Genomic DNA, 19,285 nt, shown 5'->3' on the forward strand with positions numbered 1-19,285 from the left:
AGGAGTTCATTTACTAACACATCCATAAAAAACGTTTTATTTTAAACTTAAAGTGATAAAGTTTAAACCCATAAAAAAACGGATACGTTTCTGTACGTACCCGTTTTCTTCCAAATCCATTGATTATAAAAAGTATTACCTTTCTAAAGTCCAGTTAATGGCATTTCTGAACATGGTCGTAAACCCTTCCGTTTCGTACAACTTACTACTATGCCCTATCTGGAAATAAACATTGCGTGCCTTTTTGCTTTCATTGACCCAAACCACCGGATGATCGCCCATCTTGATGTCCGATGCAGGCGTGTAGCTCGATTCGTCTACATTGGCTAGTACATGTACATTGGGGCGCGGACTCTTGTCATAAGTATACCACTCGTCATCGGGCACCACGAAAGAGGCCGGAACATCCTTCATTACCGGATGCTGTTTATCTTCCACAATCAGCGTACCGTCGGCCAGCGGAGCTATGTAGTTCTTGAAACGTACACCACCCATGAAATCAGAGAACCATTGCCACATGGGATAACCGTCAAACTCGCCCAGCAAAGTAGCATGATGGAAACCGATCCAGCCGCCACGGCCTTCTTCTATATACTTGACGAATGCATCTTCCGCTTCCTTCGGCCAAGTATAAGGCGGGAAATCCAATTGAATAACCAAGCTGAACTGCGACAAGTAAGCCTCTGTTACGTTCCTGGCATTGTTTATCTCGGTAATACTGAAATTCCCCTTTGCACCTTCGGCCGCCAACCACTTCAAGCCGGCATCCGTAAATCCTCCGTGCTGTCCACCACGTTCCGTCAACACCAGTACCTTCGCCTTGTGCGGCTTGCCCAATAGGTTTTCTGCTACCGTACGGCGCAAATCACCCTGCTCATTATCTCCGCTATAATCCCAATACATGCCTCCCAGCAAATCTTTATCCAGAATATACTGACACTTGATGGCAAGTGAACGGGGATTCTCAAAACCAAATACCAACGTATCATTCTTATCGGCCAGATAAGGCACTTGAGCCACCTCATCCCACTTTTCAGTATATTGGGTATCCGTATTCCCTACCTTATTATAGTCTTGGAAGCTGGGATAACCGTCACCTCCACGACCATAGAAGGGCATACCCATCACCAGCTTGGAAGGCGGTACGCCCGCTTTCAAGTGTGCAGTAACGGCACCGTCCGAAGTAATGTCACCGCTATGTCCTGACGGATAAAGCGCCGAATGGTGCTTGGGAGCAGAAGCCATGTCATAAGCCATGATATTCACAAAATCGACGGAAGGCAAGATAGCCTTGAAGTCAATGTAACGGGCAGAAGCTACGGTGGCAAGTGTCAGTTCCTTTTCATTGCCGATGGCAGCTCTGATATCCTGCATCAGAAGTGTAAAATTCTCCGTATCGTCCGGTGACGAGGATATATTTGCCATAGAGCTGGTGGGATATTCCCAATCGATGTCAATGCCATCCAAAGCGAACTTCTTCACCACACGGTCACAGTCCGCGGCAAAAGCACGGCGATATTCATCATTGGCAGCCATCTCACTGAAACGTCCGCTTCCCCAGCCGCCGATGGAAAGCAGCACTTTCAGTTCCGGCTTCTGTTTCCTCAAATCAACAATCTGTTTCAAACGTTCCTCATTATCAATCTTGACACCGTTAAAGCTCTCGTTTACATGACCGAACGCATAGTTGATATGCGTCATGTACTGCGGATCGGGCATCACCTCACTCCACGAAGTGACATAAGCAACCACAACCTTTGAATCGCGGGAAGCCGCAACGACCTCTTCTCCCGACTTAACGCTACCGCATGAAACCAATACGCCCAAAGCGGCAGCCATCATCATTTTAATTTTTTTCATAAGTACTATCTTTAATTACAAATTATCGCAGGTCTGACGGACCCGTGAACCTATCAATGCATAATACAGCATAAACGCTTCTCCAAAAAGAACGATGAACCATGACCATCTCCAGCCTCCAAGAACATCGGCAAGCACTCCTTGCAACAAGGGCAATATGGCACCGCCTACCACTCCAATCATGAACACACCGGAAGCCACCGAAGTGTATTTTCCCAAATGGGCAACGGACAAGGTAAAGATAGCTCCCCACATGATGGAATGGAACAGACCTACTGCCGTGAGCAGCCACGGATTATTCAGAAGAATGGCCAGTAGGGCGAGTAGTCCTGCCGATACCGTAGTAACCGTCAACTGCACGCGGGGAGAAATTCTGCTCAGGCTGCTCCCCACCAGGCGGCCCACAAGCATACCACCCCAATAGAGCGTAGCCATCAGTGCCGGAGAAGCATAATCCATCTCGATGGCGTACAGATTGATATTGGCCCCGATACAGACTTCCACTCCTACATAAAAGAAGATAGCCACCACGCCCAATGTCAGATGACGGAAGGACCATACACTTTTTTCCAGCTTTTCTCCCTTCTCTACCCTGGTTCCTTGGATATCGGGCAAAGACAATTTCATCAACAACAATACAATCAAAGAAATAACAGCCATCAATGCCAGGAACGGAACCATCAGCTGGTCAATCTGAATGTCCTCCATAGACAGACCGCCGAACACGACACCGGTCACGAAATAAGGAGCAAGCGTAGTTCCCACAGAATTGGCGGAACCGCCTATAGCCAAACGCTGAATGGACTGGGTACCCTTGACATGGCAAGCCGTCAGATAAGGATTTATAACCACTTGCAGAATGGTGGCCGAAGCCCCTACCACGAAAGAACCCAGTAAGAAAATCAAGAACCCTCCAGGGATAACATTATTTCCTGCATGCCAATTCGCTTCAGGAAAGTGTACTGTGAAATAGGAAGAGGCAAAGAACAAACCAAGTCCCACAATCATCACCAGCAATCCACGCATCAATGTTCCTTTATATCCGTATTTGCTAATCCACGACGAGCCTACCCCTCCACAAACCGGATAAGCAAGGAACCAGGAGAAAGTAATCAAAGTAGCAAAAGTATTTTTTAACCCGCCCACTTCCGAAAGAAAAGTTTCTTTCAGAGGACCCTGAAACTGAGTATTGGCAGTCGTAAGGAAACCTACAATAAAGAACAAGAACACCATCGTGATGAATGGCCCCATATAGTTTATTTGTTTTTCTTGTTGTGTCATAGTATTTTGATTATTAATTCAAATAATTAGTTATCAGCCGCCTGCAAGGCGACTTAGCAGTTAAGCATGCTTGCCGCCGCCTCATCCAGCAGAAATTCACAGTTGGGATGAAGCTGAAGGATGGAAGCAGGAACATCTGTTGTCACAGGCCCTTCAAGCATCCGCTTGACAATATCCGCTTTATTAGTCCCTTTGGCAACCAGTACAATCCGGCGTGCCTGCATAATGTTCTTTATTCCCAAAGTAGCCCCTCCCAACTCTTTATCGGGAGGAGTACCCGTTTCTCTACGGATGCGTTCTTCCAGTTCCACATTCATCCGGGTCACCCATGCTTCACCGCCAAAGGGAGATTCCGGCTGGTTGAATCCCAGATGTCCGTTCTCACCCAACCCTAAAATCAGCAAATCAATGCCGCCACGGTTCGCAATTTCCTGCTGGAAATCCCTGCATGACTGTTCAAAATCACCAGAAATGGTAGGCAGCATCAAGAAATTCTCTTCCTTGATGCCCAATGTATCCATCAACTCCATTTTCAGCATCGTGTAGCATGCTCCGGCATATTCGCGCGGCACATTCGTTACCTCATCCAATCCGAAGAAAGTAACGGTATCCACCTTAAACGGATATTTAGTATAGATTTCTCCCACCAACCGATGAAGATTACCGGTAGTACGTCCCGTCGAAAGTCCTATCACACTCTCCGGTTCATTCAACATCTGCCCGATGATGCGCCATGCAGCCGTGCAGTCAAACTCCTTTTCATTCTTTGTTATTGTTATTTTCATATTCTTAATCATTAATTCCTAATCACATGTTCATCGCCACCGCACCGGCCCCCAGAAGCCCGATAAATCCGGGATTCAGTTTCGTAATGACAACCCCGTTGCTGACAAAACGCATGGTCGTAGGATGAAGTTTCTCCAGAATCTTCTCGTGCATATACCCGTCGGCCACAATGCCTCCACCCAACACCACCGTGTCCGGGTCAATCACACGTACCAGATTCATGATAAGATTGGCAAGCGCCTCAGCTGCATTCTCCACCAGCACCGTACAGAGAGGGTCACCTTTCTGACTAAGTGCAAACACCTCACTCACAATCACCCGTTCCCCTTTTTCAGCCGGAATATGCAGGCCGGTCTCATACTGGTTGCGGAGCAGACGGGCACAATTGTCAAAACCTATGCCGGCAGCAATCGCCTCCACACAGTCCATCCGTCCACAACCGCATTTAATGCCTATGTTCACACCTACACGCACGTGTCCCACTTCGCCGGCATTGAAATGGCTGCCACGGATTTGTCTCCCATTTATCACCGTACCCACGGCAATGCCTGTACCTACATTTACGTATATAAAGTTTTTGGAAATTTGTCCGAATCCCCAGACACGTTCGGCTCTTGTAGCGCTCTTCACATCATTGTCTATATGGCAAGGCATGCCATATATATCCGACAGTTCCTTTGCCAACTCAATCCGCTGTGTCCTGCTCGGGTCAATCTGCAGCCAGACACCTTCGTTGGAATCTACACGCCCTATCAGCCCAACACCCATCGCTACCGGTTTCTGGTCATACCAGCCCACGGTACGGATATAATCATCGAGCGACGACTTGATGATTTCCAGCGCAGCCTGCTGATTAAAGTAACCGGAGTCATATTTCTTATACCTCAAAATGTTGCCACGGCTATCCATTTCGCCAATCAGCAACTTCGTGCCTCCTAAATCAAGACCTAAATACGTTTCCATTTTTTATATGCGTTTTTTAATATTGTTTACTGTCCACAATATTACGCACTATCAGGGAGACAAGGGTTTATTCTCTGACAAAAAAGGTTTAATACTTGTCAGCAGTGGTTCAAAAGCAGTCTTCATGGCTCTAAATTTTGCTGGGACTGGTACCAAACTGCTTTTTGAAGCATGTACTGAAATATTTCGGGTCAGAAAATCCGACCATATTCGCCACTTCCCCTATCGAATATTTCCGGGAAACCAGCAGCTCTTTTGCCTTGTTCAAACGGACAATGCGGATGAAGTCATTCGGTCCCTGCCCGGTCAGCGTCTTTATCTTATTGTAGACAGAAGTGCGGCTCATGCCCAGCATCCGGCAGAAGTCATTGATGGAGAATTCCGAATCGGACAACTCCTCCTCAATCACTTTCATAACCTTGTCCAGGAACTCCTTGTCCAACTGGCTGGTATAGTCTGTCTCTTCGGGCTGCGCATCCATCGCCAACACGGTTTCGCGCAAATGCTGCCTATTCTGAAGAATATTCCTGATACGCACTTTCAGCACAGACAAGTCGAAAGGCTTGATGATGTAGTCATTGGCACCGGCCTCCAGTCCGAAGATGATATTTTCCCTCTCACTCAGTGCGGTCAGTAATATAATAGGTATATGGCTTGTATCTACCGATGACTTCAGAATCCGACACAATTCATCACCTTCCAGTACCGGCATCACAATGTCCGAGATAATGATATCAGGATTGATTTCCCTTGCCGTCTCCAATGCCTTTCCGCCGTCGGGCACGGCAACTACCTTATATTCGGAAGACAAGCTGTCCACCAGATACTCCCTCATATCCGCATCGTCCTCCGCCAGAAGAAGGACATTCTTCCCGGCACGTTCCGTTTCTTCATGCACAGCCCCGGTAGCGGCCTGAGCTTCTTCCCGGCCGTCAGCCTTCGCTTCCACCGCCACGCTCGCCTTTATCCTCTGCGGGAAAGTTACCGTAAACGTAGTTCCCTGCCCTTCCACGCTACTGAAAGAGATAGTGCCGTGATGCTGTTTCACAATGCGGCGCGTAATCATCAGACCGATACCCGAACCGGTTTCCTCAAAGTTCATGGCATTCTGGGCTCTATAATATTCGTGAAAAATATTGCCCTGCTCCTCTTTCGGAATGCCGATACCCGTATCCTTCACTTCAATAGTCCACTTCTTTCTTGCAGTCTTCACCAGTATATGGATGACTCCCTTCTCTGTATACTTCAAGGCATTGGAGAGCAGATTGTCTATGATATGATCCATCTTCTCCCGGTCAATCCAAACCTTGGGCATATCCGGCTCCACCTCCAACTCTATCCCGACGCTCTTCTGCATGGCGGCTAAGTGAAACTCCGCCATTTTTTCCTCCAGATAAGCCTTAATGTCGTATGGAGAAACCTTCAGACACTCCTCGGCATGCAGTTCCGTTTTCTGCAACTCAAGCAGTTGAGTAATCATTCCCATCAGTTTTTCCACATTCTTCATAGCCACCGCAACGGTTTTCTTACCCTGCTCCGGAAGTCCCTCCTGCGCTTCGAGCTCGCTCAGCGGAGCCTTTATTAAAGTAACCGGTGTACGGATATCATGGGCTATACTGATAAAGGAACGTATCTTGTCCCTTATACGCCCTTCGTTCACCTTATGCCTCCTATACTGCACAAACATGCAGACAAAGACAGACAACAAAATGAAATAGATGAACAGCGCCCACCACGAAACCCAGTAAGGGTTATGAATGACAATGTCCAGACTTCTTTCTCCCACCTGTTGCCCGGTGTATTTATCAAATGCCCGCAAGCGGAATACATACTTACCGGACGAGAGATTCATATAGCTCACGTTCCGCACTGAATTGGAGTGTTCCCACTCTTCATTGTGATTTTCGAGCCTATACTCATACCTGATACGATGCGGGACTGCAAAGTTGATGGCAGAGAAGGAAATTGAGAAGGAGTTTTGATTATACTTCAAATCTATTTTCCGGGTATCATTGATATTCGTTTGCAAAAGAGAGCCTTTCATTCCCGCTTTGACCGATTCATAAAGCAGTTTAAAGTCTGTCAGAATCAGCTCAACGGGTGCATGAGTCCCCAAGTCCAAAGACGGGAGAAAGGAAAGAACCCCTTCTGCAGTACCGAAAGCAAGACATCCATTCTTCAACTTAAGGGCAGCATTCGGGTTGTAATATCCCCAGCTGACATCCAAAAAATCATTGGCACTGATGATAATATCCCGGGAGCAGTCCAAGCAATACAATTCCTTCTCCGTACTGAACCAGATACGCCCTTCGTTATCCTCCAGCAGGCTGTTGATGGAATTGGAAACCAGATTGTCATCTACGGTATATGCATGCGCCTCTTTCCCATCCGGACCAACACGTATAAGGCCTTCCCCGTCTGTCGCCAGCCAAATATCACCGGATGAGGACTGCATCAGGCAACGGACAGGATAATGCAGAGAGATGTCTCCAAACGTCTGATGCCACTGCGTGTCTCCCGACTTCTTATCAAAGACGGCCAACCCGCTGCAACCGGCAATCAGTAATGAGCCCCCCTTACCCGGCTTTATGTCACCTATGCAATCAATCGGGTAATATGTATAAGTATCCGTCCGTATATCGTAACGGGTAAACTCTCCTTCAATACCACCGAACCAGACATAATCCCCTTCCGCATAAATGGCATAAACATAGTCGGTGGCCATTCCCTTCTCCGGATGTGCATTTCTTTTCTCTTTCTTCTGTACCCGTCCGGTCTGTTTATCAATACAATAGACACCGATACCATAGCCACCTACCCAGATGTTTCCCCCGGAGTCTTCGGCAAGCGCCAATACCACTTTGCCACTATATTCCGTACCGTCCAGATAGTGGGTCCATTTGCGTGACCGAGGTTGATAGAGGCTGACGCCGTTGTTTGTACCATACCAATAATCTCCCTCCGAGTCCTGAAACATCACATTTACATGGTCCGACTTCAGGGAATTATCATTATTGCGTTCGTGCCTGATTCTATAGACATCCGGCATCTCCGGATCCAGATAGCTGATGCCATTCGTAGAAGTGCCAATCCATACAACTCCGGATTCATCCACACAAATATCGGATACCGTATTACCACTCAAGCTTTTGTCATCATCCCCGTTATTCATATAATGGTTCAAAAGTTCTCCGGTAGCGACATCCATGCAAAAAACACCTGCACCGTCGGCTCCCACCAGCAGCAAATTATCCTTTGTCCTTGCAAACGAACGGATAGGTACATGAGGAATCCGGTCATTCAAGGAATGTATTTGCCCTTCGGGACCGTCAAGCACAAATACGCCGTTTGAAAAGGTACCGATGAACAGCTTCGCTCCGAAGACATAGAGCGATTCCACATGCATCTCTGTATGCAGGTCAACCGGCCTCGTCTCAAAAGACGAAGAACCTGCCGCTCCTGCCTTCGTCAGCCGGAAGACACCCTTGTCGGTGCCTGCAAAAAACACTTCATCTTCCATTTGGACCATGCAACGGACAGATTGCCCCTTCAATCCGGCAAAAGACAGTCCTGCACTTTCTTCCCAAGAATAAAGCCCCTTCGACATACACAACCACAAACGGTTTTCGTCATCAAACAGCATATTATACAATACCGGAGAAGGCAGGTAATCGGCCAAGTCCACACGCAATTGGAAAGAGTCCGTCAGTTTGTTGTATGCATAGATTTTTCCATTCTTCAATGCAACCCAGACAATACCCTCCTTATCACACATCATGGTAGTGGAAGACTGGATATTGTCCCTGGAATCAACCATTCCGTCCAGCTTGTAATGCTTGATTTCATTCCCGTCATAACGATCTATCCCGACATGAGTATACACCCAGACAAATCCGGCTGAATCCTTGTTTATCTGGAATACTTGCCGACTGCCCAATCCCTCCTTGATACCCAAGGTGCGGAATGAACCGGCAAACAAGTCAGCGGACAAAAAAACGAACACCCATAACAGCAGAAATGTACATGCAACGGATTTATATGGAAACGGATATGGAGCAGACATAGGTCATATATTGTTTTTCGGATGCAATATTACGCATAAATATAAAAAAAACGGTCGAAAAACTATCCGAATAGGTTCGATTTCTATTACTTTTGCCTTCCGAAACCAACAAATCATGAGAAGCCATGCTCAGTAAGTTCAAATTAAACCAGCTCTATTTCAAGGACACACAGTTTGCCAACCTCATGACACGGCGCATTTTCAACGTCCTTCTGATAGCCAATCCTTACGATGCTTTCATGCTGGAAGATGACGGCCGCATCGACGAAAAGATATTCAATGAATACACTTCGCTCTCCTTGCGCTACCCTCCCCGTTTCACGCAGGTTTCCACTTGCGAGGAGGCGCTGACACAGCTGTCCTCCATCTCTTTCGACCTCATCATCTGCATGCCGGGCACGGGAGACAACGACAGCTTCGACGTGGCACGATACATCAAAAACCTGTATGAACAGATTCCGATGGTGATACTTACCCCTTTCAGCCACGGCATCACCAAGCGTATTGCCAATGAAGACCTCAGTCCCTTTGAGTATGTGTTCTGCTGGCTGGGAAACACCGACTTGCTGGTTTCCATCATCAAGCTGATAGAGGACAAGATGAACCTGGAGCACGACGTCAACGAAGTGGGTGTGCAGCTCATCCTGCTGGTGGAAGACGGCATCCGCTTTTACTCCTCCATCCTGCCCAATCTGTATAAATTCGTATTGAAGCAGAGCCAGGAATTCTCTACTGAAGCACTGAATGCCCACCAGCGCACACTGCGCATGAGGGGACGTCCCAAAATTGTACTGGCACGTACCTATGAAGAAGCCTTTGGCATCTACCAAAAATATAAGAATAATATATTAGGTGTCATCACCGACGTACGCTTCCCCCGCGTAGAACGGGGCGAGAAGGACGGACTGGCCGGTATCAAGCTCTGTGCCGCCATCCGCAAGGAAGACCCGTTTGTACCCCTTATCATACAGTCCAGCGAATCGGACAACGTAGCGTATGCAGCCAAATACGATGCCGCCTTCATCGACAAGAATTCCAAAAAGATGGATGTGGACCTGCGCCGTATTGTATCAGACAATTTCGGCTTCGGCGACTTTATCTTCCGCAACCCGGACACGCTGGAAGAGATTGCCCGCGTAAAGAATCTCAAAGAGCTGCAGAACATTCTTTTTGCTGTTCCGGCAGAATCATTCCTTTACCACATCAGCCGCAACCACGTCAGCCGCTGGCTCTACTCACGTGCCATGTTTCCCGTGGCAGAGTTCCTGCGGCCCATCACCTGGAATAGCTTGCAAGACGTGGATGCCCACCGTAAAATTATCTTCGAGGCTATCGTGAAATACCGCAAGATGAAAAACCAGGGAGTAGTGGCAGTCTTCAGGCGCGACCGCTTTGACCGATACTCCAACTTTGCCCGTATTGGCGACGGTTCGCTGGGAGGCAAGGGGCGCGGACTGGCTTTCATCGACAACCTGGTGAAGCATCACCCCGAGTTCGAAGAGTTTGAGAATGCCCGTGTCGCCATCCCCAAGACCATCGTGCTCTGTACCGATGTGTTCGACGAGTTTATGGATACCAACAATCTGTATCAGATAGCCTTGTCCGATGCCGACGATGACGTCATCCTGCGCTACTTCCTCAAAGCAAAGCTGCCCGACCGCCTGGTGGAGGACTTCTTCACCTTCTTCGACGTGGTGAAGTCGCCGCTTGCCATCCGTTCGTCCTCGTTGTTGGAAGACTCGCACTACCAACCCTTCGCCGGCATCTACAACACCTACATGATTCCCTATCTGGACGACAAGTACGAGATGCTGCGCATGCTGAGCGATGCCATCAAGGGAGTATATGCTTCGGTCTACTTCCGCGACTCGAAGGCATACATGCAGGCAACGAGCAACGTTATCGACCAGGAAAAGATGGCTGTCATCCTGCAAGAGGTAGTGGGCAACCAGTATGGTGACCGCTACTACCCCAGCATGTCCGGTGTGGCACGTTCGCTCAACTACTACCCCATCGGCGACGAGAAGGCAGAAGAAGGTATCGTCAATCTGGCGCTCGGTTTAGGTAAATACATCGTGGACGGTGGCATGACGCTCCGCTTCTCGCCCTATCACCCCAACCAGGTGCTGCAAACCAGCGAAATGGAGATTGCCCTCAAAGAGACTCAGACCCGCTTCTATGCCCTCGACCTGCGCAATGCCGGTCACGACTTCTCCATCGACGACGGCTTCAACCTGCTGAAACTGCACGTCAAAGAAGCGGAAAAGGACGGAGCACTGAACTACATAGCCTCCACCTACGACCCTTACGACCAGATTATCCGCGACGGGCTTTATCCCGGCGGACGCAAAGTCATCACCTTTGCCAACATCCTGCAACACGACGTATTCCCCCTGCCACGCATCCTGCAACTGGCTTTGAAATACGGAGAGCAGGAGATGCGCCGTCCCGTAGAGATAGAGTTTGCCGCCACCATGAGCCGCGAGAAGGACAAAACCGGCACCTTCTACCTGCTGCAAATCCGCCCGATAGTCGACACCAAGGAGATGCTGGATGAAGACCTTACCGCCATTCCGGACGACCAGGTACTGCTCCGTTCCAACAACTCATTGGGACATGGCATCATGAACGAGATACATGACATTATCTATGTGAAGACAGACGACTATAGTGCCTCCCACAACCAGGAGATTGCCTGGGAGATAGAGAAGCTGAACCAGCAGTTCCTGGACGAAGGCCGCAACTATGTCCTTGTAGGTCCCGGACGCTGGGGTAGCAGTGACACCTGGCTCGGCATCCCCGTGAAGTGGCCGCACATCAGCGCTGCCCGCGTGATAGTGGAAGCCGGACTGACCAACTACCGGGTAGACCCCAGCCAGGGAACCCACTTCTTCCAGAACCTGACCTCCTTTGGAGTGGGATACTTTACCATCAACGCCTTTATGAATGACGGCGTATACAACCAGGAATTCCTGAATGCACAGCCTGCCGTACACGAGACGAAGTACCTGCGGCATGTACATTTCCACCAGCCGATGGTGGTAAAGATGGATGGCAAGAAGAAACTGGGAGTGGTGCTGATGCCCGAAGAATAAATCAGTCCGTCAGCCGGTGCAGCACAATCATCACCACCTCTGCGGGAGCAAACATGCGGATGGCTTTCTGCGAAGTGCCGATGCCGTTGGTGACAATCATCGGGATGTTCTTTGAGTTGTACTTCAGCCCGGAGAGGAACCGCTGCCCGTAGTGCGAGGGGACTATCGGTGCATAAAGCCCGAACAGCGTCACCTGCCCGCCATGCGTGTGTCCGGCCAGGATGAGATCGGAGTTTGTCACCGGGACGTCCTCGGCATAGTCTGGCGTATGCGTCAGCAGGATTACGAAATCGTCGGGCGAAAGGCCGAGTGTGGGCGATGTGCCGTTCTTGCCCAAGTCGAAAGGATTGCGCACGCCCGCCACAAGAATCCGCTCACCGCCACGCCGCAGGGTGTCCACCTTATGCTCCAGCAGATGCATGCCATAATGCCTCATTTCGCGCACGATGTCGTCATAGCAAGCCTCGTAGTCATTGTTGCCAAGCACGGCATAGGTGCCCAACGGCGTCTTCACTTGCGCCAGGGCAGCCATGACGGGCGGCACGTACTGGCAGCCTTCGTGAAAGTCACCGCCAATCAGCAGCACGTCGGCCTTCTGGTCTATGAGCAGGCGGACCAGGTCCTTCAATCCCTCCTCCTTCAGCAGGCTTTTGTAGTGCAGGTCGGAGACAAAGGCGATGCGGAAGCCCTCGAAGGCGGCAGGCACGTCGCGATGCGTGAAGTCGTACGTCTTAATGCGGCTGACGCCCTTATAGGCCGAGCCTACGTGGGTGGTTTTCGATGTGATTCTTGTACCTCGCTGCACAATTACCTTTTGTACCGGTGCCGTTTTCTTTATCTGCTGTTTCTTTACCTCGCCCTTCGCCGGCTGGCGGCGGACATTACGCAAATCAGACTGGTCAAAGGTGAACATCGGCGAAAGGCGGGCAGGCAACCCGATAGTATCGCCAAGCTGCGTGCTGTCTGCCTGCATGACTGGCTGCGGCAACGACACGGTAATCATCCGCTTGGAACGGCAGGAAGACAAGAGCAGCAGAGAAAGAATGGATATGTAGACTAACTTCTTCATCATAAGTGGGTACAAATATAGGGATTTTCAGTATTTTTGCTGGCAGATGCCGAACTAAATTGGAACTACGATGAACGAGATTAAACAGAATTCACCCTACGCATGGTTTCTCGCCGCCCGCCCCAAGACGTTGACGGGAGCCATCATCCCGGTATTGCTGGGCAGTGCCCTTGCCTTCAGCGACGGACAGTTCAAGACCGCACCCGCCCTGCTGTGCGCCCTCTTTGCCTGCGGCATGCAGATTGCCGCCAACTTTATCAACGACCTCTTCGACTTCCAGAAAGGGACCGACCGTCGGGAAGACCGGCTGGGGCCGCAGCGCGCCTGCGCCGAAGGTTGGATTACGCCGGCAGCCATGAAAACCGGCATCGGCATCGCACTGACACTGTCGTGCCTGGCAGGGCTGGCAGTGCTGTTCACCGTCTGGGGGCAGCTGCCCCACGGAGGCTGGGAACTGGTGGTGCTGGGCGTGGTGTGCATACTGTTTGCTTTCCTCTATACCACGCTGCTCTCCTATCGGGGCTGGGGCGACGTACTGGTGCTGGTGTTCTTCGGCTTCGTGCCCGTATGCGGCACCTACTACGTGCAGGCCTATACGCTGAATATGGATGTGGTGGTGCTGTCGCTCGTCAGTGGCCTCGCCATAGACACCTTGCTGATGGTGAACAACTATCGCGACCGCGAGCAGGATGCCGTGAGCGGCAAGTGTACGCTGGTGGTACGCTACGGCAAGAAGTTCGGTGAGAATATGTATCTGGCACTGGGCATCGCCGCCGTGCTGCTCTGCTTCTGGTTTGTCTACACGGGCAAGCTGACTCCGCTGGAATTTATCTGGGCTCCCTGCGTCTATCTCTATATGCACGCACTGACGTGGCGCAAAATGATACAGATAGGTAGCGGTAAAAAGCTGAACAGCATACTGGGCGAGACGTCGCGCAATATGCTGTTCTTAGGATTACTGTTAGCGGTGGCGCTGAATTGAGAGGTTAGAGGTTAAGGATTAGCGGTTAGACCCTAATCCCTAAACCTTAACCTCTACCTCCATACATCTGTTCGTAATACTTCTGATAATCACCGCTGGTCACTTCTTCCACCCACGGCTGGTTGTTCAGGTACCATTCAATGGTCTTGACGATGCCGACCTCGAACTTCGTCTCCGGATACCAGCCCAGGGCATTGGTAATCTTTGTGGGGTCGATGGCATAACGCTGGTCGTGACCTAGGCGGTCTTTGACGAAGGTGATAAGGTCTTCGTTTATCCAGCTGATGTCAATCGTGCCGTCGGCGGCTTTTACTTGTTTCTTCAGCACTGCACGGTAACGGGGTTCTTCCTCCATCAAGCGGCGGACGATGGCAATAGTCAGCTTCACGATTTCAAGATTGGTCTTTTCGTTGTGACCGCCTACGTTGTAGACTTCGCCTTCCACACCCTCGCGGACAACCAGGTCGATAGCTTTGCAGTGGTCTTCCACGTAGAGCCAGTCACGCACGTTACTGCCGTCGCCATAGACGGGGAGGTTCTTGCCTTCGAGAATATTCTTGATGATAAGCGGAATCAGCTTTTCGGGGAAGTGATAAGGACCGTAGTTGTTGGAACAGCGGGTGATAGTGACGGGCATCTTATAGGTATCGTGATAGGCCATCACTACCATATCGGCACTCGTCTTGCTGGCGCTGTAAGGGCTGTGCGGGCAGAGCGGGGTTTGCTCTGTGAAGTAGCCTTCGGCACCAAGTGAGCCGTAAACTTCGTCGGTAGACACTTGATGGTAACGAACGCCTTTGCGCCAAGTGGGATAACCGGACTCGTCCTTACCCGTGACCCAGGCACGGCGGGCGGCATCGAGCAAGTTTTGTGTACCCAGGATGTTGGTCATCAGGAAAAGCTGGGGATTCTCTATGCTACGGTCTACGTGGCTCTCGGCAGCAAAATTCACTACGTAATCGAATTTATACTTGGCAAACAGTTCGTCGGCAAGCACGCGGTCGCAGATGTCACCTTTTACAAAAAAACAACGTTCATCGTCAATGTCATTGGCAATGGTGCCCAGATTGCCTGCGTAGGTCAAGGCATCCAGTATCACCACTTTAATATCATTATGTTTTGCCAGGATATATTTAATATAGTTGGCGCCGATAAAACCGGCGGCACCGGTTACGAGATAAGTCTTCATGAGAATTAAAAATTATAAATTAAAAATTAAAGTCAGCGGGCCTTTATAGGAGAACTATTCTCCTTCTCTTTTTGGGGAACAAAGAGTTCATCGCTTCGATTCAGCCAGTTCCATCAGGTATTTGCCATATTCGGTCTTGCCAAGCTGTTCACCCAAGCGATACAGCTGGTCTACATCTATCCAGCCCTTGCGCCAGGCAATCTCTTCGATACAGCTCACGCGGAAGCCTTGACGGTTCTGGATGGTGGCGACAAAATTGCTGGCTTCCAGCAGGCTGTCGCAATTGCCGGTGTCGAGCCAGGCAAAGCCACGGCCGAAGAGCTCCACTTTCAGCGTGCCCTCGTCCAGATAGAGACGGTTGAGGTCGGTAATTTCGTATTCGCCGCGAGCAGAGGGCTTCAAGGAGGCGGCTTTCTCTGTCACGGTGGAGTCGTAGAAGTACAGTCCGGGGACGGCATAGTTGCTTTTAGGATTGGCAGGCTTTTCTTCCAGCGAGACGGCTTTGCCGTTGGCATCAAACTCCACTACACCGTAGGCACGGGGGTCCTTGACGTAATAACCAAAGATGCAGGCACCCTTGTCTATGGAAGCGGCACGCTTCAGCATGGCGGAGAAGCCTTGACCGTAGAACATGTTGTCGCCCAGAATAAGGCAGCCCGGTCCGCCGTCCAAGAACTCTGCACCCAGCACAAAGGCTTGTGCCAGTCCGTTGGGATTCTCTTGTATCTTATAGGAAAAGGACATACCGAGTTCTTCACCGGTTCCCAGCAGCTCGCGGAACATGGGTAAGTCACGTGGAGTAGAGATAATAAGCACTTCGCGAATTCCCGCCAACATCAGTGTAGAGAGCGGGTAGTATATCATCGGCTTGTCGTAGACGGGCATTATCTGCTTGGAGATAGCCTTGGACAACGGATAGAGACGAGTGGCACTGCCACCTGCAAGAATAATTCCTTTCATATTTCAGTTCTTTTTCGGTGATACTTCAAAATGGAGAATAAAATAAGAAGGAGGACGATGCCCCACGGCTCTACTTGCTATTCGGGTACAAAGATAATGGAAAAATTCGATTAAGTGAAGGCTTGGTTTCATCTTTTTACTTCATTGCTTTGCTTACTCCGGTACATTGTTTTGCTTACTTCAGTGCGTAACGGCCGTCACCCCTTGATGAAACGGTCTTTACCTCAGCGTGTAACGACCTTTACCAAATAGTGTAACGGCCTTTACCCAATAGCGTAACAACCTTTACATTAGCATGTAACGGCTTTTACACTATAGCGCAAGCAATCGGTAAATACAATCCATTGAAAATAAACAAACTACATCATCGGTCAGCAAGTTCTATCACCTCCAAATCTTTAAACGTTCCCCCATCAACCGCAAAGCGTACCATCGTACGCACCTTATGGAAACCTTGAATGCCCGCAGCGCCCGGATTGATGTGGAGTACATCCAACGTCTTGTCATACTTCACCTTCAGTATATGCGAGTGCCCGCTGATGAACAGCTTTGGGGGACGCACCAGAATGCTGCCCTTGATGGAAGGGTCGTAGTTGCCGGGATAACCGCCGATATGCTTCATCAGCACCTCTGCCCCATCCACCGTGAAACGGAGAATCTGCGGATAGAGCTGCCGTATCTCCTGCCCGTCAATATTGCCATACACGGCACGGAAGGGACGGAAAGCCGCCAGCTTCTGTGCCACTTCCAGCGAACCGATGTCACCGGCATGCCATATTTCGTCACAGCCCTCAAAATATTGCAGGTACTTTTCATCCCAGTAGCCATGCGTATCCGATAATAAACCAACTTTTGTCATCTTTCCTTTGTTTATTAAGACAAAGGTAATTATATTTGGGAAGAATACAATGTGGTAATGTGCTAATATGCCACATTAACACCTTAACACCATGGACAACAGATATTTCAAACGTGACATCAGCTGGCTTTCCTTCAACTACCGCGTACTGCTGGAAGCGGAAGACGAGACATTGCCGCTATACGAACGCATCAACTTTATTTCTATATACTCTTCCAATCTGGAAGAATTCTACAAGATACGCGTAGCCGACCATAAGGCCATAGCCACCGGAGCCTCGCAAAGCGATGAAGAGACTATGCAGTCTGCCGCCGAACTGGTAGATGAAATCAACCAAGAAGTCAATCGCCAACTGGAGGAACGTATCCGCATCTACGAACAGAAGATACTGCCCGCCCTGCGGAAACATCACATCATATTCTATCAAAGCCGCAACGTAGAACCGTTTCACCGCGATTTTGTGCGCAGCTTCTTCCGCGAAGAGATATTCCCCTATCTGGCCCCGGTGCCCGTAAGCAAGGACAAGGTGATTTCATTCCTGCGCGACAACCGTCTCTATCTAGCCGTACGGCTTCATCTGAAAGGAGCTCCCGCCAGTTCTCCAAACCGCATCCAGTATTTCGTGATGAAACTGCCGTACAGCAAAGTGCCGCGCTTCATCCAGCTGCCCAAGGTGGGGAAAGACTATTATCTGATGTTCATTGAAGACATCATCAAGGCCAATCTGGATACCATCTTCCCCGGTTATGAAGTGGACAGCAGTTATTGCATCAAGATTTCACGCGATGCGGATATTCTGATAGACGATGCCGCCAATACCTCCGAAATCATCGAGCAGGTGAAGAAGAAGGTAAAGAAACGCAAGATAGGCGCCGTGTGCCGTTTTGTATACGACCGCGCCATGCCCCAGGACTTCCTCGACTTTCTGGTAGATGCCTACCGCATAGACCGCCGGGAGCTGGTGCCGGGAGACAAGCACCTCAACATGGAGGATTTGCGGCATCTGCCTAATCCCAACCAAAGCGTACGTCCCATCAAGAAACCCCAGCCCATGAAGCTGACCTGCCTGGACGAACGCGAATCCATCTTCCGCTATGTGGAGAAGAAGGACCTGCTGCTGCATTATCCCTACCACTCCTTCGACCACTTCATCCATTTTCTATATGAAGCCGTCCACGAACCCACCGTGCGTGAAATCATGGTGACCCAGTATCGCGTGGCAGAGAACTCCACCGTCATCAACACCCTAATAGCCGCCGCACAGAACGGAAAGAAAGTCACCGTCTTTGTGGAACTGAAAGCCCGCTTCGACGAAGAAAACAACCTCGCCACCGCCGAGATGATGAAAGCCGCCGGCATCAACATCATTTTCAGCATACCAGGACTAAAGGTACATGCCAAAGTAGCCCTCGTGCTACGCCGCGACAAGGAAGGGCGCAAACTGACAAGCTACGCCTACATCAGCACCGGCAACTTCAACGAAAAGACCGCCACCCTCTATGCGGACAGCGGACTATTCACCTGCAACCCGGTGATTGTAAACGACCTGCACAACTTGTTCCGTACTCTGCAGGGAAAGGAAAATCCAGTGTTCCACCGCCTGCTTGTGGCCCGCTTCAACCTGATTCCTGAACTGAACCGCCTCATCAATCACGAAATAGAACTGACCCGGCAAGGCAAGCAAGGACGGATTATCCTAAAAATGAATGCCCTGCAAGACCCCGCCATGATAGACCGCCTCTACGAAGCCTCGCAAGCCGGTGTAGAGATAGACCTCATTGTCCGCGGCATCTGCTGCCTCATCCCCGGGCAGGAGTACAGCCACAACATCCGCGTGACACGCATCGTGGATACCTTTCTGGAACATGCCCGTGTGTGGTACTTCGGCAACGGCGGCGCACCCAAGCTCTTCCTCGGCTCGCCGGATTGGATGCGGCGTAACTTGTACCGCCGTATCGAAGCCGTCACCCCCATTCTGGACCCGGACTTGAAGCAAGAGCTCATCGATATGCTATCCATACAACTGTCGGACAAACGGAAAGCCTGCTTTGTGGACGACCGGTTGCGAAACCGCTGGAAGTCGTCGCGACCGCAAAAGGAGAAGGTACGGTCGCAATATAGCTTTTACGAATACTTGAAACAAGGGATTAAGGATTAGCGATTAACGATAATTATCAA

General features: G+C 50.1%; 12 protein-coding genes. 3 read left to right on the forward strand and 9 right to left on the reverse strand.

The genetic code is table 11. From position 1 onward, the window contains the following. Positions 1-135: 135 nt before the first annotated feature. The 5 genes from ITJ87_RS18040 to ITJ87_RS18060 all read right to left on the reverse strand — a co-directional run bounded on the left by ITJ87_RS18040 (position 136) and on the right by ITJ87_RS18060 (position 8,953). On the reverse strand, positions 136-1,860 hold the full coding sequence (locus ITJ87_RS18040; RefSeq protein ID WP_117964135.1) for a glycosyl hydrolase family 18 protein: 1,725 nt from the start codon (positions 1,858-1,860) through the stop codon (positions 136-138). Between the two features lie 15 nt (positions 1,861-1,875). After that, a complete protein-coding gene (locus ITJ87_RS18045) occupies positions 1,876-3,141 on the reverse strand; it encodes an MFS transporter (protein WP_016272970.1) in 1,266 nt (421 codons plus the stop codon). Positions 3,142-3,194: 53 nt separating this feature from the next. Next, on the reverse strand, positions 3,195-3,926 hold the full coding sequence (locus tag ITJ87_RS18050; RefSeq protein WP_117964134.1) for a 6-phosphogluconolactonase: 732 nt from the start codon (positions 3,924-3,926) through the stop codon (positions 3,195-3,197). A gap of 22 nt (positions 3,927-3,948) precedes the next feature. Beyond that, entirely contained in the window at positions 3,949-4,890 is a 942-nt protein-coding gene (locus ITJ87_RS18055; protein ID WP_035449096.1) for an ROK family protein, read from the reverse strand. A gap of 130 nt (positions 4,891-5,020) precedes the next feature. After that, entirely contained in the window at positions 5,021-8,953 is a 3,933-nt protein-coding gene (locus tag ITJ87_RS18060; RefSeq protein WP_117964133.1) for a two-component regulator propeller domain-containing protein, read from the reverse strand. 125 nt (positions 8,954-9,078) lie between these two features. Between ITJ87_RS18060 and ITJ87_RS18065 the strand changes: the two genes are divergently transcribed. Further along, positions 9,079-12,048 (forward strand): PEP/pyruvate-binding domain-containing protein, encoded by a 2,970-nt coding sequence (locus ITJ87_RS18065; RefSeq protein ID WP_005827042.1) that lies wholly within the window; start codon positions 9,079-9,081, stop codon positions 12,046-12,048. 1 nt (position 12,049) lies between these two features. On the opposite strand, the gene ITJ87_RS18070 is transcribed toward ITJ87_RS18065, so the two are convergent. Next, positions 12,050-13,117, reverse strand: a complete 1,068-nt coding sequence (locus ITJ87_RS18070) for a metallophosphoesterase (RefSeq protein WP_034523237.1) — start codon at positions 13,115-13,117, stop codon at positions 12,050-12,052. Between the two features lie 70 nt (positions 13,118-13,187). Between ITJ87_RS18070 and menA the strand changes: the two genes are divergently transcribed. Continuing rightward, positions 13,188-14,099, forward strand: a complete 912-nt coding sequence (gene menA / locus ITJ87_RS18075; protein ID WP_005827044.1) for a 1,4-dihydroxy-2-naphthoate octaprenyltransferase — start codon at positions 13,188-13,190, stop codon at positions 14,097-14,099. A gap of 46 nt (positions 14,100-14,145) precedes the next feature. Here menA and rfbB read toward each other — a convergent pair whose 3' ends face one another. The 3 genes from rfbB to ITJ87_RS18090 all read right to left on the reverse strand — a co-directional run bounded on the left by rfbB (position 14,146) and on the right by ITJ87_RS18090 (position 17,107). Next, positions 14,146-15,288 carry a dTDP-glucose 4,6-dehydratase gene (rfbB, locus tag ITJ87_RS18080; RefSeq protein ID WP_117964132.1) on the reverse strand — a complete coding sequence of 381 codons (1,143 nt, stop codon included), beginning with the start codon at positions 15,286-15,288 and terminating at the stop codon, positions 14,146-14,148. Positions 15,289-15,375: 87 nt separating this feature from the next. Further along, the gene (gene rfbA / locus ITJ87_RS18085) at positions 15,376-16,248 is read right to left on the reverse strand and encodes a glucose-1-phosphate thymidylyltransferase RfbA (RefSeq protein WP_005827046.1); all 873 of its coding nucleotides are present in this window, start codon (positions 16,246-16,248) and stop codon (positions 15,376-15,378) included. Between the two features lie 364 nt (positions 16,249-16,612). Beyond that, positions 16,613-17,107, reverse strand: a complete 495-nt coding sequence (locus tag ITJ87_RS18090; RefSeq protein WP_005827049.1) for a metallophosphoesterase — start codon at positions 17,105-17,107, stop codon at positions 16,613-16,615. A 91-nt stretch (positions 17,108-17,198) separates the two neighbouring features. On the opposite strand from ITJ87_RS18090, the gene ITJ87_RS18095 reads away from it, so the two are divergent. Beyond that, entirely contained in the window at positions 17,199-19,265 is a 2,067-nt protein-coding gene (locus tag ITJ87_RS18095; RefSeq protein WP_005833067.1) for an RNA degradosome polyphosphate kinase, read from the forward strand. Positions 19,266-19,285 lie beyond the last annotated feature (20 nt).

Origin of the sequence: Bacteroides sp. HF-162 (assembly GCF_015679285.1) — a bacterium.
GTDB classification, from domain to species: Bacteria; Bacteroidota; Bacteroidia; order Bacteroidales; family Bacteroidaceae; genus Bacteroides; species Bacteroides uniformis.

Coding starts and splice junctions, on each gene's coding strand:
- ITJ87_RS18040 (WP_117964135.1), bottom strand. CDS start 1,860: ATGAAAAAAATTAAAATGATGATGGCTGCCGCTTTGGGCGTATTGGTT.
- ITJ87_RS18045 (WP_016272970.1), bottom strand. CDS start 3,141: ATGACACAACAAGAAAAACAAATAAACTATATGGGGCCATTCATCACG.
- ITJ87_RS18050 (WP_117964134.1), bottom strand. CDS start 3,926: ATGAAAATAACAATAACAAAGAATGAAAAGGAGTTTGACTGCACGGCT.
- ITJ87_RS18055 (WP_035449096.1), bottom strand. CDS start 4,890: ATGGAAACGTATTTAGGTCTTGATTTAGGAGGCACGAAGTTGCTGATT.
- ITJ87_RS18060 (WP_117964133.1), bottom strand. CDS start 8,953: ATGTCTGCTCCATATCCGTTTCCATATAAATCCGTTGCATGTACATTT.
- ITJ87_RS18065 (WP_005827042.1), top strand. CDS start 9,079: ATGCTCAGTAAGTTCAAATTAAACCAGCTCTATTTCAAGGACACACAG.
- ITJ87_RS18070 (WP_034523237.1), bottom strand. CDS start 13,117: ATGAAGAAGTTAGTCTACATATCCATTCTTTCTCTGCTGCTCTTGTCT.
- menA (WP_005827044.1), top strand. CDS start 13,188: ATGAACGAGATTAAACAGAATTCACCCTACGCATGGTTTCTCGCCGCC.
- rfbB (WP_117964132.1), bottom strand. CDS start 15,288: ATGAAGACTTATCTCGTAACCGGTGCCGCCGGTTTTATCGGCGCCAAC.
- rfbA (WP_005827046.1), bottom strand. CDS start 16,248: ATGAAAGGAATTATTCTTGCAGGTGGCAGTGCCACTCGTCTCTATCCG.
- ITJ87_RS18090 (WP_005827049.1), bottom strand. CDS start 17,107: ATGACAAAAGTTGGTTTATTATCGGATACGCATGGCTACTGGGATGAA.
- ITJ87_RS18095 (WP_005833067.1), top strand. CDS start 17,199: ATGGACAACAGATATTTCAAACGTGACATCAGCTGGCTTTCCTTCAAC.